Below are 15,486 nucleotides of genomic sequence, written 5' to 3' on the forward strand. Positions count from 1 at the left end.
GCCATGGCGGGCACGGGAAGTTCCAGACGTACGTTCATTGCCGGCGCGGGCGCGGCGGCTGCCGCCGGGGCCGTCCTGACCGGGGCCGGAGCCGCGCCCGCGACGGCCGCCGAGGCCGGTCCGACCCCGGGCGGACGGCGGGTCGCGGTGCTCGGCGGCGGGGTGGCGGGCCTGACGGCGGCGCACGAACTCGCCGAGCGGGGCTACGCCGTGACCGTGTACGAGCGCCGGGCCCTGGGAGGCAAGGCGCGCAGCATGGACGTACCCGGCAGCGCCCGTGGTGGACGCCGGCCGCTGCCCGCCGAGCACGGCTTCCGCTTCATCCCCGGCATCTACCACAACCTGCCCGACACCATGCGGCGCATCCCCTTCCCGGGGAACGCGGCCGGGGTGTGGGACAACCTCGTCGCCCCGCGCGAGATGATGTTCGCCCGCGCGGCCGGGCGCGAGGACCTGCGCGGACCCATCCCCTGGCCCGGGCACTCCCCCGCCGAGCTGACGCCCGAGGAGATCCGGCGCGCCCTCACCGGCATCCTGCAGACACTGGTCCGGCTCCCGCCGCACGAGACGGCGTACTTCGTCGACCGCGTGCTGGTCTTCCTCACCAGCTGCGACGAGCGGCGCGAGGACGTCTGGGAACGGACGCCGTGGTGGGACTTCGTGCGTGCGGAACGGATGTCGAACGAGTACCGGCGCATCCTCGCCGTCGGCATCACCCGCAATATCGTGGCGACCAAGGCCGAGGAGGCCTCCACCCGCACGGTCGGCACCCTCGGCGAGGCCTTCGTGTTCAACCTGCTGGGACGCGGGGCCGACGGCCCGCCCGACCGGATCCTCAACCTGCCGACCAACGAGGCCTGGATCGATCCCTGGGAGGCCCATCTGCGCTCCCTCGGTGTGGAGTTCAGGATCGGCTGGACGGTACGGGAGGTGCGGTACGCGGACGGCCGGGTGAGCGGGATCGCCGTCGAGGGGCCGGACGGCGTCGGGCGGACCGTCACCGCCGATCAGTACGTGAGCGCGCTGCCCGTCGAGCACGCCCGTCGCACCTGGAGCGCGGCGCTGCGGGCCGCCGATCCGATGCTGGGGCGCTGCGACAAGCTGGAGACGGACTGGATGACCGGGATCCAGTTCTATCTGACCGAACGGGCCGAGCTGGTGCACGGTCACCTCAACTGCATCGACTCTCCCTGGTCGTTGACGGCGATCCAGCAGGCCGAGCACTGGCCGGCCCGCGACTTCCCGGCCGACTACGGCGACGGGACGGCGGTCGACTGCCTGTCGGTGGACATCTCCGAGTGGGACAAGCCGGGGATCCTCTACGGGAAGACGGCCAAGCAGTGCACCCGCGAGGAGGTGGCACGGGAGGTGTGGGCGCAGCTGAAGGCCTCCCTCAACGACACCGGGAAGGCCCTGCTGACCGACTCCACACTGCACTCGTGGTTCCTGGACCCGGGCGTGGACGGTCTGGGCACCCCGCACCCCACCAACCAGGACGAGCTGTTGATCCACCCGGTCGGCACCCTGCACAACCGGCCGAGCGCGGGCACCCGTATCCCGAACTTCTTCCTCAGCGGGGACTACGTGGCCGTCGACATCGACCTGGCGACGATGGAGGGGGCCAACGCCTCGGCGCGCGCGGCCGTCAACTCCCTGCTGGACCGCGACGGATCGGACGCCGCGCGATGCGCCGTCCACCGGATGTACCGGGCGCCGGAGCTGGAGGCCGCCAAGCGGCACGACCGGTGGCGTTACCGGCTGGGCCTACGGAACCTCTTCGACCTGGGCTGAGCGCCGGCCCTCTGGGCTAACGTCGTGCACATGACGACGAGGAGTGCGGCGACGAGTCCGACGACCGGTGTGGGCACCCTGCTGCGCGGCTGGCGGGAGCGGCGCGGCATCAGCCAGCTGGAGCTGGCCGGCCGCGCCGACTCCTCGTCCCGGCACATCAGCTTCATCGAGACGGGCCGGTCCCGGCCGAGCGAGGAGATGGTGCTGCGGCTCGCCGACCACCTCGACGTACCGATGCGGGAGCGCAACTCCCTTCTCCTCGCGGCGGGTTACGCCCCTCGCTATGCGCACACCGCACTGGACGACCCCGCGATGGAGACGCTGCGCGAGGGCATCGCCCGCCTGCTGACGGGATACGAGCCCTATCCCGCGCTGGTCGTGGACGCGCTCTACAACGTGGTCGCCGCCAACCAGGGCATCGCGATGCTGCTGGAAGGGCTGCCGGAGCACCTGCTGACCCCGCCGCTGAACGCCATGCGGATCACCCTGCACCCCGAAGGCCTGGCCCCGAGGATCCACAACCTCAAGGAGTGGCGCGGGCACCTGCTGGCGCAGATGGAGCGCCAGATCGGCCTGGCCCGCTCGGAGCCGCTGCGCGCCCTGCACGAGGAGGTGTCGGCCTACCCGATCGCCGACCGGCCGGGCGACAGCGCCCCGCAGGAGCCGACCGCGTACATCGCGCTGCCGCTCGTCATCGAGCACGACGGGCACCTGCTGTCCTTCGTGTCGTCCATCGCGACCTTCAACACGCCGATGGACGTGACCGTCGCCGAGCTGGCCATCGAGACCATGCTCCCGGCCGACCCGGCGACGGTGAAGTACTTGCGTTCACTGGGAGGTTGAGCCCGCGCGCAGGGCGATCTGCTGGAGCACGGCGAAGCCGCCCACGGTGAGGGCCTGCATCGGGATCCACACCAGGCCCGCGGTGGTGGGCTCGAACCAGAGCGCGAGCGAAGCCAGGCTGAGCGCGGCCCAGGCGTAGTTCGTCTCGATGACGAGCTTCACGGGCAGGACGGGCGGCCGCCGCCGCGAGGCGAGCCATCCGACGCCGACCCCGTAGACGGCGAGCAGGATCCCGAGCTCGAGCAACAGCCCCTGCCCGACCCCGAGCAGCCGACCGAGCGGGGCGGAGAAGGCGACGTACGCGAGCCCGTTGGCGGTGGTGACGACGGAGTCGAGGGCGAGGAAGCGGCGCAGGGCGGTCTGCGGGACGCGGTTGCGGGCGAAGCCGGCGAGCGGGGTCGCGGACATGGGAATCAGCCTCCATCGGAGTAGAACGGCCAGGTGGGACACGGATCCCGGGACCGAGTGCGCGGCCCCGGAACCCGATGCGTCCACTGTGCCGGGGGCCGCGGGGAGGGTCGATTACCTCAGAAGTAACGAGCGCTCCCCGGTGTCGCCCGTCGGAGATCCTTCGGCGGGACCGGGGGTGAACCGCAGCTCGTGCGCGGCGAATTGATACATGATCAGATGAGGTCGGATTCGAGCTAGAGTAGGCATTTCCAGCCAACACATTTCCCTGGGGGATCCTTGCGCCTCAAGAGCAGCCTCGTCGCCACCGCCGCGGCTCTGGCCACGATCATCGTTCCGCTCCTCGCCAGCCCCGCGGCCGCGGCGTCCGGCACCGAGGCGACGGTCTCGACGAACGCGTACTACGGGCGCATGGTCATCGGCTGGGGGCTCAATCCCTACCGTCTCGACCCGATCCAGATCGTCGCCCAGGACCGCGCGACCGACGGCTACGTCATCGGCATCCGCCTCATCACCAACGGCGAGAGCGGCCACAGGGTCTGGTCGATGCGGACCGTGCCCAGCGGCCAGACGACCGCCTCCTGGAGCACGTACCTGCAGGCCGGTTGGATCGACAACGCCTACTTCGAGGTCTGCAAGATCGGCGCGAGCAGCGGCGTGATCGCGCGCTGCGAGTCCTCCAGCGTGATGCACAACCCGTTCGACGACTCCTCGGTGTCGGGCTGACGACAAGGGGCTGCCGCCCTCCCCGCGGGCCCCGAGGGCACGGGCCCCGGGGACGCACGACGCCCCGGACCGAGGGTCCGGGGCGTCGTGCGTGAGTGCGTGAGCGTGGGCGCCGTACGCGGGGTCGGCGCGCGGTGGGATCAGAGCTCGGCGAGGTCCAGTCCGGCCTGCGCGGCGGCCGCCTGCACGGTCTGCTCCAGCAGGACGGCGATGGTCATCGGGCCGACACCGCCCGGCACCGGGGTGATCAGCGAGGCGCGGGCGGCGGCCGACTCGAAGTGCACGTCGCCGACGTTGCCCTCGTTGTATCCGGCGTCCAGGACCACCGCGCCCGGCTTGATGTCCTCGCCCCGGATGAACTCGGCCTTGCCGACGGCGGCGACCAGCACGTCCGCCTGGCGCACGATCGAGGGCAGGTCCTGGGTGCGCGAGTGGCAGTAGGTGACGGTGGCGTTCTGCTCCAGCAGCAGCATCCCGGCCGGCTTGCCCAGGATCGCGCTGCGGCCGACGACGACGGCGTGCTTGCCGGTCAGGTCCACGTCGTAGGCGGCGAGCAGCCGCATGATGCCGCCGGGGGTGCAGGAGACGAAGCCCGGCAGCCCGAAGCCCATGGCGGCGAAGGAGTGCATGGTGACCCCGTCGACGTCCTTGCCCGGGGCGATGGCCTCGAAGGCGGCGCGCTCGTCGATGTGGTGCGGGACGGGGTGCTGCAGCAGGATGCCGCTGATCTGCGGGTCCTCGGAGAGCGCAGTGAGGGTGGCCACCAGCTCCTCGGTGGTGGTCTCGGCCGGCAGCTCGACGTGGCGGGAGGTGATGCCCGCCTTGGCACAGCGGTTCTGCTTCATGCGGACGTAGGTCACGGAGGCCGGGTCCTCGCCGACCAGCACGGTCGCGAGGCACGGCGCGGTGCCGGTGCGCTCGGTGATCTTCGCCGCGTAGCCGGCGGTCTGCTCCGAGATGCGGCGGGCGAGGGCCGTGCCGTCCATCAGCCGGGCGGAGCCGGTGGCAGGGGCGGGGGCAGTCTGGGCAGTCGTCACGGGGTCTCCTGAACGTCGCTGCGGATCGCGGTTCGCCCAGGCGCGCGGCAGCGGGCGTACCGGAGGTCCACAGGTACGCCGGGCCGCTCCCCGGTGGTGATCCACCCGAACGCCAGTCACGGCCCGCCGACCACTGTAGTCGACATAACCGGTGGTTGTCGGGCGTCCGACCTGGGACGATCAATGCATGACGCGTACTTTCGACCATCTTGTCGCCGAGGCCGAGTCCGTCTCCGTGGACGGCTGGGACTTCTCCTGGCTCGACGGCCGGGCCACCGAGCAGCGTCCTTCCTGGGGCTACCAGCGGCTGATGAGCGAGCGGCTGACCCAGGTCCGGTCCGCGCTCGACATCCAGACCGGTGGCGGCGAGGTCCTGGCCGGATGCGCTCCGCTACCGCCGCTGACGGTCGCCACCGAGTCCTGGCCGCCCAACATCGAGAAGGCGACGCGGCTGCTGCACCCGCTGGGCGCGGTGGTGGTCGCCGACGCCGACGAGCCGCCGCTGCCCTTCGGCGACGCGGCTTTCGAGCTGGTGACCAGCCGGCACCCGGTGTCGATCTGGTGGGAGGAGATCGCGCGGGTGCTGGCGCCGGGCGGCAGCTACCTCTCGCAGCAGGTCGGTCCGGCGAGCGTCTTCGAACTCGTCGAATACTTTCTCGGCCCGCAGCCGGAGGAGATCCGGCGCGGCCGGCACCCCGACGACGCGGTCGCCGACGCCACCGCGGCCGGCCTCGAGATCCTCGATCTGCGCTCCGAACGTCTGCGCACGGAGTTCCACGACATCGGAGCCGTGATCTACTTTCTACGGAAGGTGATCTGGATGGTGCCCGGCTTCACGGTCGGGCAGTACCGGGACCGGTTGCGTGAGCTCCACGAACAGATCGAGAACGAAGGTCCGTTCGTCGCTCACACCGCCCGCTTCCTCATCGAAGCCCGCAAAACGGGCTGATCTGGAGGGCGGACGGATCTACGCCGTATCGGGTTGCGCGGCCACAGCGTGGCGCAGGTCACTCAATTCAGCGCGTAACGAATCGACTCGGGCATGCGATGAACCGACAGGTGTCCTCGCGCGGCCCCGGAATACAGACCCCCCTCGGGTCTGTTTCCCGAGTTCGCGCGATGATGTCCCGCCCACCATTTATCTGTTCGCAACGAGAGGCTCCTTGTGTCGCTCAGCCCGTCCCGTACGTTCCCTCCGGAGATCGCCGAATCCGAGGCCCTTGTCGCGCTCGTCGAGCGCGGCCGCGAGCAGGGTCACATCAACGGTGACGACGTGCGCCAGGCCTTCGAGGCCGGCCGCATCCCGGTGGACCAGTGGAAGCGGGTCCTGCGCAGCCTGAACCAGGTCCTGGACGAGGAGGGTGTCGCCCTTCACGTCAGCGCGGCGCCCGCCACCAAGGCTGCCGCCAAGAAGCCCCGCAAGGCTGCCGCCGCCCCGGCCCGCACCGTGGCCAAGAAGGCCACCGCCGCGCCGCGCCCCATCGGCGCCCGTAAGACCGCGGCCACCGCCGCGGCCACGGCCGCCACCACCGCCACGGCGATATCCGCTTCGTCGGCCGCCGCCATCGAGGACGAGACGTCGGCCGAGGCCGCCGCCGAGCCGAAGAAGCGCACGGTCAAGAAGACCGCCGTGAAGAAGACCGCCGTGAAGAAGACCGCGGCGAAGAAGACCAGCGCCAAGGACGCCGACGAGGGCGAGACCCCCGTCGCCGAGGGTGAGGACTGGGCTGCCGAGGACCTCGCCGACGAGGCCGAGGAAGAGGCGCCCAAGGCCGGCGGCACCCAGGGCTTCGTGCTGTCCGACGACGACGAGGACGACGCCCCGGCGCAGACGGTCATGGTGGCCGGTGCCACCGCCGACCCCGTCAAGGACTACCTCAAGCTCATCGGCAAGGTGCCGCTCCTCAACGCCGAGCAGGAGGTGGAGCTCGCCAAGCGCATCGAGGCGGGCCTCTTCTCCGAGTACAAGCTCGAAGAGGAGGAGGACCACAAGCCCGCCTTCAAGCGCGAGCTGGAGATCCTGGTCGAGGACGGCCGCCGCGCGAAGAACCACCTGCTGGAGGCCAACCTCCGCCTCGTGGTCTCCCTCGCTAAGCGCTACACCGGCCGCGGCATGCTCTTCCTGGACCTGATCCAGGAGGGCAACGTCGGCCTGATCCGCGCCGTGGAGAAGTTCGACTACACCAAGGGCTTCAAGTTCTCCACGTATGCGACGTGGTGGATCCGCCAGGCGATCACGCGTGCCATGGCCGACCAGTCGCGCACCATCCGTATCCCGGTGCACATGGTCGAGATCATCAACAAGCTCGCCCGTGTGCAGCGCCAGATGCTCCAGGACCTGGGCCGCGAGCCCACCCCGGAGGAGCTGGGCAAGGAACTCGACATGACCCCCGAGAAGGTCATCGAGGTCCAGAAGTACGGCCGCGAGCCGATCTCCCTCCACACCCCCCTGGGTGAGGAGGGCGACAGCGAGTTCGGTGACCTCATCGAGGACTCCGAGGCGGTCGTCCCGGCGGACGCGGTCTCCTTCACCTTCCTCCAGGAGCAGCTCCAGTCCATCCTGGGCACGCTCTCGGAGCGCGAGGCGGGCGTGGTGTCCATGCGCTACGGCCTCAACGACGGCCAGCCGAAGACCTTGGACGAGATCGGCCGCGTGTACGGGGTCACCCGTGAGCGCATCCGCCAGATCGAGTCGAAGACGATGTCGAAGCTGCGCCACCCGTCGCGTTCGCAGGTGCTGCGCGACTACCTCGACTGAGTCGATCTCCTCCAGAACGCCCCTGACCTGCGCATCCGCGGGTCGGGGGCGTTCTGCGTCGAGCAATGCGGATCAGGCGGCGCGGATCAGGTCAGGCGGAAGACGGGGCCCTTCGGGGTGAACGGCAGGGAGGCACCCTGCGGGATCAGGTAGGCGTGTTCGCGCCGGAGGCGCAGGGTGTCGCACCAGCCGTCCGTGATCACCAGGATCGGGGCCCCGGGCGGGAAGTCCTGCGCCCGCTGCAGCAGGTCGATGCCCGGCTGCAGCTCGGTGCCGCCGCGGCCGCGGACCCGTACCCGGCCCGCGATCTCGGTCGGGGGCAGATAGCCCGCGTCGTAGGGCGCCGCGTCGCAGAAGACGACGCGCGCCGCCGGCACGTCGCGGGCCTGCGCGTACGAGGCGATCGCACCCAGCGCCTTGCCGAGCAGGGCGGCGTTCATCGAACCCGAGGTGTCGAGCACCACGCCGAAGGTGCAGCGGGCGATCTCCTCGGGCGGGAAGTAGCGGCCCGCGCGCGGGATGTCCGGGGTGGACGCCTGGCGGCGCGCCGGACGCGCGAAGCTCCGTACCGGTTCGGGGCGCGGCACGTACTCGTCGAACCAGCGGGCGAGCCGGGCGTCCCACGGCACGGGCGGGTGGGCCAGGGCCCGGATCTCCTGGATCAGCCCGGCGGGCAGCAGGCCGCGCTCCCCGTGCGTGTGCAGGTCGAAGCCCTGGACCAGGCCACGCCGGTAGAACTCGTCCAGGTCGGTGTACGGTCCGCTGCCCGGGTGGGGCAGCGGCTCGCCCAGGATGTCGCCGCGGCCCTTGCCGCGCAGGGTGGCCAGGCGGCGCATCCGGCGCAGGTCGGTGGTGATCCGGTCGTAGACCTCCTCGACGGAGAGGTCCTTCAGCTCCGGATCGTGCAGCAACCCGGACGGCATCGTGCCGACGCCCATCTCGACCAGCCAGCCGTTGACCACGTAGTCGGCGGCCACGTTGTGCAGGTACGGGTCCCGGGCACCGCGGCGCTCGCCGTGGCGCAGGGCGGCGTGCAGCATCTCGTGGGCCAGGATGAACCGCCATTCCTCGTCCTCGAAGGTGCGCAGCGGGTTGATGTAGATCTCCCCCGCGGTGGCGCTGACGGCGGCGACGGCGATGTCCTGGGCGCGGGCCAGCTCCGCGTCGGCCACGACGGTCAGGCCGGCCGCCAGTCCACCGAGCAGCGGGTACGAGGAGACGAACCAGTTCAGCGCCCGGTCCCAGGGCCGCTGGGCCACGCGTTCACCGGTGATCCGGTCGCGGCGGCCGCCCGCCACGTCCATGGCGGCGGAGACGCTGCGGGTCAAGGCGGCGGCGAAGGCGGTCTCCCAGTCGGGGGCCGCCGTGTTCCCCCAGGCCTGCCAGGTCTTCAGGACCTGGTCGGGGTGGTCCCCGGCGGTGCCGCAGTTCTCCAGGTCGGCCGGGATTCCGTCGCGGCGCCAGCGGGCGGCGAGCAGTTCCTCGTCGCCTCCGGGGTACGCGGCGGGGAGGCGGTCCGGGGCCCGGCCCACGGGGAAGGTCAGCAGGAAGCGGTTGACCACGGCGCAGCGGGCGGCGAGGTCGAAGCGGTCGGGCTGCGGGCGGTCCTCGTCGGTGGCGGCCGGGACGTGTCCGAAGCCGAGATGGAGCAGGCAGTGGGCGAGGGTCCAGGCCCATTCGCCCGGGTCCGCACGCTTGGTTGGGTGGACGTGGACCGTGCCGTTGGAGGTCACGAGGGCCAGTCCGCCGGCCGGGGTGTGCGGGCATGCGGCCTGGCGGCAGACGTCGGCGTGGACGGCGGCGAGGGCCGGGTTCCGCTTGACCAGGGCCAGGCCTTCGGCGAAGGCCTGGGTGGCGGGGTCGGGCTTGTCCTCGGCGCGGGAGCGCGCCGCGCTCACCGGCGGGCCTCGACCAGACGGGGCATGTCTCGGGCGGCCTCGACGAGGAACCAGCCGGGCAGCACCGGGAGCCCGTCGGCGTCGTCGGCGATGACGGTCTGGGCGACCTCGACGGAGATCTCGGCGAGCTGCACGAGCAGCGACTTGGCGCGGTACGCGGTCTGCCGGACGGCGGGCGAGACGTGCTCGCGCCGCGCCGGCAGCTCCTTGACGAGGCGGCCGCGGAAGGCCTCGGCGAGGTAGTACAGCAGGTCGCGGTCGGCGAGACGGTTCGGCCAGGAGGCGTCGCCCTTGATGATCGCCTCGATGCCGAAGCTGTGCCGCACGATCTTGGCGTAGCCGCAGAAGGAGACGGCGTGCGCGGGGGTGAGGGTGCCGTGCGCGATCACCTTGAGGGTCTGCTCGTCCAGGTCCGGACCGAAGGAGTGCAGGGCGTCGGAGAGCATGTGCCAGGAGCGCGGGGTGGAGAAGGGCTCCTCGGTCTTGGGCGGCTGCGACCAGAGGTGGTCGGGACGGTCGGTGAGGTGGTCGGTGACCCAGGGGTGGATGCCGTGCTCGCCGGCCCAGACCAGCCAGTCCTGTGCGGACGCCTGGAGGTGGACGTGGGTGAGGCGGTTCACCAGCGCGGAGGCGATCGGCCGGGCCAGCGCGTTGTCGGTGGCCCGGTTGCCCGCGCCGATGACGATGGAGCCGGCCGGGAGCTCGTAGGAGCCGATCCGGCGGTCGAGGATCAGCGAGTAGAAGGCCTTCTGGACGTCCGGGCTCGCGGCGTTGAGCTCGTCGAGGAACAGGCAGTACGGCTCGTCGCGGGCGATGGCCTCCGGCGGGCAGAAGACGGACCGGCCGTCACGGATCTGCGGGACACCGATCAGGTCCTCGGGGGCCAGCTGGGTGCCGAGCAGGCTGACGCACTCCAGCCCCAGCGAGTCGGCGAACTTCCTGACGAGCGAGGACTTTCCGATCCCGGGAGCCCCCCAGAGGAACACGGGCCGGACGGTGGCGAGACCGAGCAGCAGTTCGGGAATCTGGGCGGGGGTGACGGTGACGGCAGCCTGCACGGGTGTGGATGTCCTCGGGGGTGTGGCGGGTGTCTGGTGCGGCCAGTGTCGCCGCACCGCACAGCCCGGGGCATCCGGTTTTCGCGCCCGCCCGCCACGGCCTCTCTTCGGGATCAGGTCTCGAGGAGGTGCTTGAGCTTCTCCTCGCCCCGGGGCATCTCCTTGCGGACCATGGGCCGGACCACGAGGGGGACCAGGGCCCGGCCCACGCCGTGGCCCTCGAAGTCGACGTCCAGGGTGAGCCGGGAGCGGGCGCCGCCGTCGAGGGGTTCGACGGTGCCACGCACGTCGGGTCGTACCGGTCCGTCGATCCCGTGCACGTGCCAGCTCCGCGGCGGGTCGAGTTCCACGAACTCCATGGTCGTGGGGACCCGCCGACGGCCGATCTGCCGGGTGACGAGGATCCTCGAACCGACGTGCACGGGGAGATCGCCGATCGGGACGGCGGATACGGCGCTGTCCTGCCATTCCGGCAGGTGTGTGGGGTCCGTCAGGTACGCGTAGACCTCTTCGGGCCTGCGGTCGATGTCGATGCTCTTCCTCATCGCGGACATGGCGATTCCTTGGCGCCCCCTGGCCGGCCCCTTCTTCCACGCTACTCCGCGGGGGACGCGGCGGCGCGGTGCTTCCTGGCGGACATGGCGGCGTGGACGAGGACACCGGCGAAGAGGAAGAGCACGCCCTGGTAGACGGCCGCGTAGCCGGAGCCGGCGACCAGCCACATCGAGAAGCCGAAGGCGAGGGCGGCGAGGACGCCGTCGCGGGCCAGCCGGCCGGGGTGGACCCGCTCGCGCTGTCCGGAGAGCAGGAAGTAGATCTGCGCGGCGGTGGCCAGCAGGTAGGGCACGGTCGCCGTGAAGGTGGTGATCAGGACGAGGCTCTCGAAGACGCCCTGGGTGCCGGCCGTGTAGTTGTAGACGGTGAGGGCGGAGGCGAGGGCGACGGTGACGATCACGCCGACGACGGGGACACCGCGCTTCTTCGTCTCGAAGGCCTTCGGGAAGAGCCCGTCCTTGGCGGCGGCGTACGGGGTCTGCGCGCTGAGCAGGGTCCAGCCGTTGAGGGCGCCGAGCATCGAGATCACGGCGGCGCAGGCGACCACGGTGCCGCCCCAGGTGCCGCCGAACATGGCGTTGACGGCGTCGGTGAACGGCGCGCCGGAGGCGACCAGCCGGTCGTGGGCGACCAGGCCGAAGACGGCGACGGTACCGAGCAGGTACACGGTGGCGGCGCCGACCGTGCCGAGGACGGTGGCCCGGCCGACGTTGCGGGCCGGGTCGCGGACCTCGCCCGCGCTGACGGTGGCGGACTCGACGCCGAGGTAGCTGAAGAGCAGGATCGCCGCGGAGGCGGAGACGGCGCCGGCCGCGCTCTGGTCGGTGGCGCGGAAGGGGCCGAGGTTGGCGGGGTCGAAGAAGAACAGCCCGCCCACGGAGACCAGGAGCAGCGGGGCGAACTTCAGTACGGTGGCGACGACCTGGACCGCGCCGACGTAGCGGGTGCCCGCCAGGTTGGAGAGGGCCGGGAGCCACTGGACGGCGAGGGCGGCCAGGCACATGGACCACTTGTGCTCGCCCGCGGCGGGGAACAGCACGGTGAGGTAGCCGACGGCCGCCACGGCGAGGGCCGCGTTCGAGACCCAGGCGGTGATCCAGTAGCTCCAGGCGGCGAGGAAGCCGGCGAAGTCTCCGAAGGCGGCGCGGGCGTAGACGTAGGGGCCGCCGGTCTGCGGGTGGCGTTCGGCGAGCCGGCCGAAGACCAGGGCGAGGGCGATCGCGCCGGCGGTGAGGACGCCGAAGGCGACGAGGCTGATGGTGCCGAAGGGGGCGACCGAGGCGGGGAGGAGGAAGATCCCGCCGCCGATGATGTTGCCCATCACCAGGCAGGTCGCTACGGGAAGGCCGAAGCGACGTGCGTGGGGGTCGCGGCTGCGCTCGGGGGGTGCGGCGGCCTCGGTGGGCAGGGTTGCGGTGCTGGTCATCGGTGGTGCGCCTCTGGATGTCTCACATGCTGGTCAGGTCGACACATGGTTGACCACCAGGAATGCGGCACAAAATCAGCGGATTTCGTCCCGTGCAGGCACCCCTGCGGAAGGAAGGCTTCCGCTGTTTCCGTCCCCGGGCGGGGTTTCCTCCATCGGCGGCCCGGCAGGCTCACCGCCCGCCTCGCCCGCCGGGGCGGCGACCACGTCACCCACCGCCGCGGCGACCGCCTCACCCACCGCCTCAGCCACCGCCTCACCCACCGGCACCGGCACCGGCACGGTCAGCGGGACCTGCGGCCCGTCCGCCTCCCGCAACCAGCGCCGCAGCACGGCGTGCACCGCCTCCGCTCCGGCCAGTTCCTCCCCGGGGTCCGACAGTTCCGTCGGCCACATCAGGAACGGGTGCCCCTGCTCCCCGCCCAGCCCGCCGTGCGAGCCGATCTGCTCCTCGAAGGCGTGCACCGTGCCCGTCCGCGGGTCGTACGCCGAGTTCACCATCACGTCCGCCACGTGCGGGAAGGTGTCGGTCCGGCGGACGGCCCGCGCCGCGCCCGGACCGAAGGGAGCCAGCAGCTCCTCCGCCTCCCCCGGCACGTCCAGCCGGGCCGCCGTCGCGTCCCGGCCCAGCACCACCCCGTCCACCAGCAGGAACCCCACGCCCGGATGGTTCGCCAGGGTGGCGAGCAGGGCGGGGTGGGCACGCTCGATCCGCTCCCTCGACGCCCGACCCGGGATGCCCGGGAAGGAGATCAGGCCGAGGTTCCCCGAGGCCAGGACCACCGGTTCGGAGCCCGGCCCCGGACGGGCCTCCTCGCCCTCCTCCACCGGCCGGTGGAGCGCCGCGAGTACGGCCGCCCGGGCCTCGGCCCCGCTCCGGGTCCGGCCGGCCCGGCGCGAGACCGGCAGCCCGCAGCCCGCCCGGACGAGGTCCTTGAGGGTCAGCCCGTACCGTCCGAGGAAGGTCTCCCCCGGGCTCTGGCCGTGATCGGAGAGGAGCACGATCCGGTACCGGCGCGGCGCGTGCTCGGCGACCCGGGCGATCAGCGCGAGGCTGCGGTCCAGGCGCTGCAGCACCCGGTCGGTGTCCCGGCCGCGTGGACCCGAGTGGTGCGCGACCTCGTCGTAGGCCACCAGGTCGGCGTAGACCGCGGAGCGCCCGGCGAGCATGTCGCCGATCACGGCCGCCACGACCACGTCCCGTTCGACCACGGTCGCGAAGGCCCGGATCAGCGGATACAGCCCGCCGCGCGACACCCGCGGCCGGTCCCCGCGGATCCGCGCCCGCAGCGACTGGACGATCTCGCGGACCACCTCGGTCACGAAGGACCCCGCCGTACGGACGGCGTTGGCCGGATCGGAGAAGTACGCGAAGTAGCCCGCGCGGGACCGGTTGGCCCGGCCCCGCCGGGCCGAGACCGACAGCACCAGCGCCAGCTGGTCGGCGCCGCCGCTGAACAGGTTGCCCCGGCTCGCCCCGTCCAGCGTGAGCAGTCCGCCGTCCCCGGTGCGCCCGACGGCCCGCCGCTGCAGCTCGGCGGCGCTGGTGGGCCGGTTGCAGACCATCACCTCGCCGGTGTCCTTCTCGTACCAGCGGAAGGCGGGCACGTCGAAGTTGGAGCCGTGCAGGATCCCGAGCTGGCTGGCCCCGGTCTGGCTCGACCAGTCCGTACGCCAGGAGCGGGCCCGGTGGCTGCCGTCCAGCAGGCCGGCCACGGTCGGCATCAACCCGTCGGCGCACGCGCGGCGCAACTCCTCGTACCCCACACCGTCCAGCTGGAGCATGAGCAGGCCCGGCGGGGCCTCGGCGCCACGGGCCGGGTCCGTCCGGCCCTGCCTGCGGCGGCGCCGGTCGGCGAGCCGGTAGAGGCGCCGCCGGTAGGCCTCGTCGTCGCGCACGGCGAGCGCGGTGGAAGTCGCCGACGCCACCGCGGACATCACGGCGGCGACGACCACCGCGGTCTCGGGGGCCACCTCGCCACGGCCGTCCGGGATCAGGCTGAGGGCTATCAGCAGGAGCGAGCCGTTGAGGAAGAAGACGAGCAGCCCGAGCACCAGCGCGGGCACCAGCAGCAGGGCCCGGACGAGCACCGGCCAGACCAGCACGCTCAGCAGACCGAAGGCCCCGGCCGCCCAGACGGCCGTCAGCCCGATCTGCGTGATGCTGTCGCCGTCGTCGGACTGCAGCCGGAAGTCCGGCAGGATCCCGGCCAGGGCCAGCATCGTGAGGGTGGACACGGCCCACACCAAAAGCACCCGCACCAGGGCACTGCCCGCGGTCCGCCACCGTCCTCGCCCCACGCCGCCACCTCCCGCGAGCCCGCTCCCGCCTTCCAGGCTCGCACAGCCCGGCGCACCCGGTCGGGCGAAGGGGACGGCGCACAGGGGTGCGAAGCGGGCGGGTCGGGCGGCGGGTGCCGGAGGGCCGGTGCCAGGCGTGAGGCGTCAGGCCCCAGGCGTCAGGCGTCAGGCGTCAGGCGTCAGGCGTCAGGTGCCGTCGTATCCCGCGGTCGGCATGGACAGCCTGCGGTGCACCTCGGCCTTCATCGCCGAGGTGTACCCGGGCTCCTCGCCCCCGGCCGTCTCCAGCCGTACGCCGCGCCGCTCGCACTCGGCGGTGAACTCCTCGACGGAGCGCAACGCTCGGGCCAGCACCCGGTGGTTGGCGGCGACGAAGAGATCGACCTGCCCGGTGTCGATGTCGGTCCAGAGCCCGCAGTGGTCGGCGCGCAGCCCGTAGACCAGCAACTGCTTCGTCACGACGTAGCCCCGGTCGGCGGCCCAGCGCGCGCACAGGGCGTGCTGGCCGCGGGTGTCCACGGCGAAGGGGTCGGCGTCGAGGTCCTCGAGCGGGGCCAAGCTGGTGATCGCGGCCACGCGCAACTCTTCCATGCCGCCGGACCCTACTCCGATACTCCCGCGTAGAGGAGGGGACGGCCGAGATCCGATTCCGGGCGGCCGCGCGGGGCAGACTTTAGGCTCATCG

Annotated in this window: 13 protein-coding genes and 1 riboswitch; of the genes, 5 read left to right on the forward strand and 8 right to left on the reverse strand. The window is 72.1% G+C overall.

Going from position 1 to position 15,486, the window contains the following annotated elements:
• Positions 1-3: 3 nt before the first annotated feature.
• Together BCL76_RS01655 and BCL76_RS01660 are read left to right on the forward strand one after the other, a co-directional pair.
• Positions 4-1,791, forward strand: coding sequence for a hydroxysqualene dehydroxylase (locus tag BCL76_RS01655; protein WP_109777439.1), 1,788 nt, complete (start codon positions 4-6; stop codon positions 1,789-1,791).
• Between the two features lie 30 nt (positions 1,792-1,821).
• Positions 1,822-2,634 carry a helix-turn-helix domain-containing protein gene (locus BCL76_RS01660; protein ID WP_109777440.1) on the forward strand — a complete coding sequence of 271 codons (813 nt, stop codon included), beginning with the start codon at positions 1,822-1,824 and terminating at the stop codon, positions 2,632-2,634.
• On the opposite strand, the gene BCL76_RS01665 is transcribed toward BCL76_RS01660, so the two are convergent.
• The gene (locus tag BCL76_RS01665; RefSeq protein ID WP_109777441.1) at positions 2,620-3,042 is read right to left on the reverse strand and encodes a hypothetical protein; all 423 of its coding nucleotides are present in this window, start codon (positions 3,040-3,042) and stop codon (positions 2,620-2,622) included. The two genes, BCL76_RS01660 and BCL76_RS01665, sit on opposite strands and share 15 nt — an antisense overlap.
• 279 nt (positions 3,043-3,321) lie before the next feature.
• Here BCL76_RS01665 and BCL76_RS01670 point away from each other — a divergent pair, with 279 nt between their 5' ends.
• Entirely contained in the window at positions 3,322-3,768 is a 447-nt protein-coding gene (locus tag BCL76_RS01670; protein WP_109777442.1) for a hypothetical protein, read from the forward strand.
• A 140-nt stretch (positions 3,769-3,908) separates the two neighbouring features.
• Here BCL76_RS01670 and BCL76_RS01675 read toward each other — a convergent pair whose 3' ends face one another.
• On the reverse strand, positions 3,909-4,754 hold the full coding sequence (locus BCL76_RS01675) for a bifunctional 5,10-methylenetetrahydrofolate dehydrogenase/5,10-methenyltetrahydrofolate cyclohydrolase (protein WP_109778296.1): 846 nt from the start codon (positions 4,752-4,754) through the stop codon (positions 3,909-3,911).
• A gap of 78 nt (positions 4,755-4,832) precedes the next feature.
• Positions 4,833-4,935, reverse strand: a riboswitch (ZMP/ZTP riboswitch).
• Between the two features lie 57 nt (positions 4,936-4,992).
• On the opposite strand from BCL76_RS01675, the gene BCL76_RS01680 reads away from it, so the two are divergent.
• Both BCL76_RS01680 and BCL76_RS01685 read left to right on the forward strand, forming a co-directional pair.
• Positions 4,993-5,754, forward strand: a complete 762-nt coding sequence (locus tag BCL76_RS01680; RefSeq protein WP_109777443.1) for a class I SAM-dependent methyltransferase — start codon at positions 4,993-4,995, stop codon at positions 5,752-5,754.
• A gap of 216 nt (positions 5,755-5,970) precedes the next feature.
• Positions 5,971-7,563, forward strand: a complete 1,593-nt coding sequence (locus BCL76_RS01685; RefSeq protein WP_109777444.1) for an RNA polymerase sigma factor — start codon at positions 5,971-5,973, stop codon at positions 7,561-7,563.
• 86 nt (positions 7,564-7,649) lie between these two features.
• Here the strand turns inward: BCL76_RS01685 and BCL76_RS01690 are convergent, their stop codons facing one another.
• The 6 genes from BCL76_RS01690 to BCL76_RS01715 all read right to left on the reverse strand — a co-directional run bounded on the left by BCL76_RS01690 (position 7,650) and on the right by BCL76_RS01715 (position 15,392).
• Positions 7,650-9,461 (reverse strand): vWA domain-containing protein, encoded by a 1,812-nt coding sequence (locus BCL76_RS01690; protein WP_109777445.1) that lies wholly within the window; start codon positions 9,459-9,461, stop codon positions 7,650-7,652.
• The gene (locus BCL76_RS01695) at positions 9,458-10,519 is read right to left on the reverse strand and encodes an ATP-binding protein (RefSeq protein ID WP_109777446.1); all 1,062 of its coding nucleotides are present in this window, start codon (positions 10,517-10,519) and stop codon (positions 9,458-9,460) included. The genes BCL76_RS01690 and BCL76_RS01695 overlap by 4 nt, the downstream gene beginning before the upstream one ends.
• A 113-nt stretch (positions 10,520-10,632) precedes the next feature.
• Positions 10,633-11,073 carry an SRPBCC family protein gene (locus BCL76_RS01700; protein WP_109777447.1) on the reverse strand — a complete coding sequence of 147 codons (441 nt, stop codon included), beginning with the start codon at positions 11,071-11,073 and terminating at the stop codon, positions 10,633-10,635.
• 41 nt (positions 11,074-11,114) lie between these two features.
• Positions 11,115-12,500, reverse strand: a complete 1,386-nt coding sequence (locus BCL76_RS01705) for an amino acid permease (RefSeq protein ID WP_109777448.1) — start codon at positions 12,498-12,500, stop codon at positions 11,115-11,117.
• Positions 12,501-12,575: 75 nt separating this feature from the next.
• A complete protein-coding gene (locus tag BCL76_RS01710; protein ID WP_109777449.1) occupies positions 12,576-14,801 on the reverse strand; it encodes a phage holin family protein in 2,226 nt (741 codons plus the stop codon).
• A gap of 186 nt (positions 14,802-14,987) precedes the next feature.
• A complete protein-coding gene (locus BCL76_RS01715; RefSeq protein WP_109777450.1) occupies positions 14,988-15,392 on the reverse strand; it encodes a hypothetical protein in 405 nt (134 codons plus the stop codon).
• Between the last annotated feature and the right edge of the window lie 94 nt (positions 15,393-15,486).

It is taken from the genome of Streptomyces sp. CG 926 (genome assembly GCF_003148825.1).
In the GTDB taxonomy this organism is placed as follows: domain Bacteria; phylum Actinomycetota; class Actinomycetes; order Streptomycetales; family Streptomycetaceae; genus Streptomyces.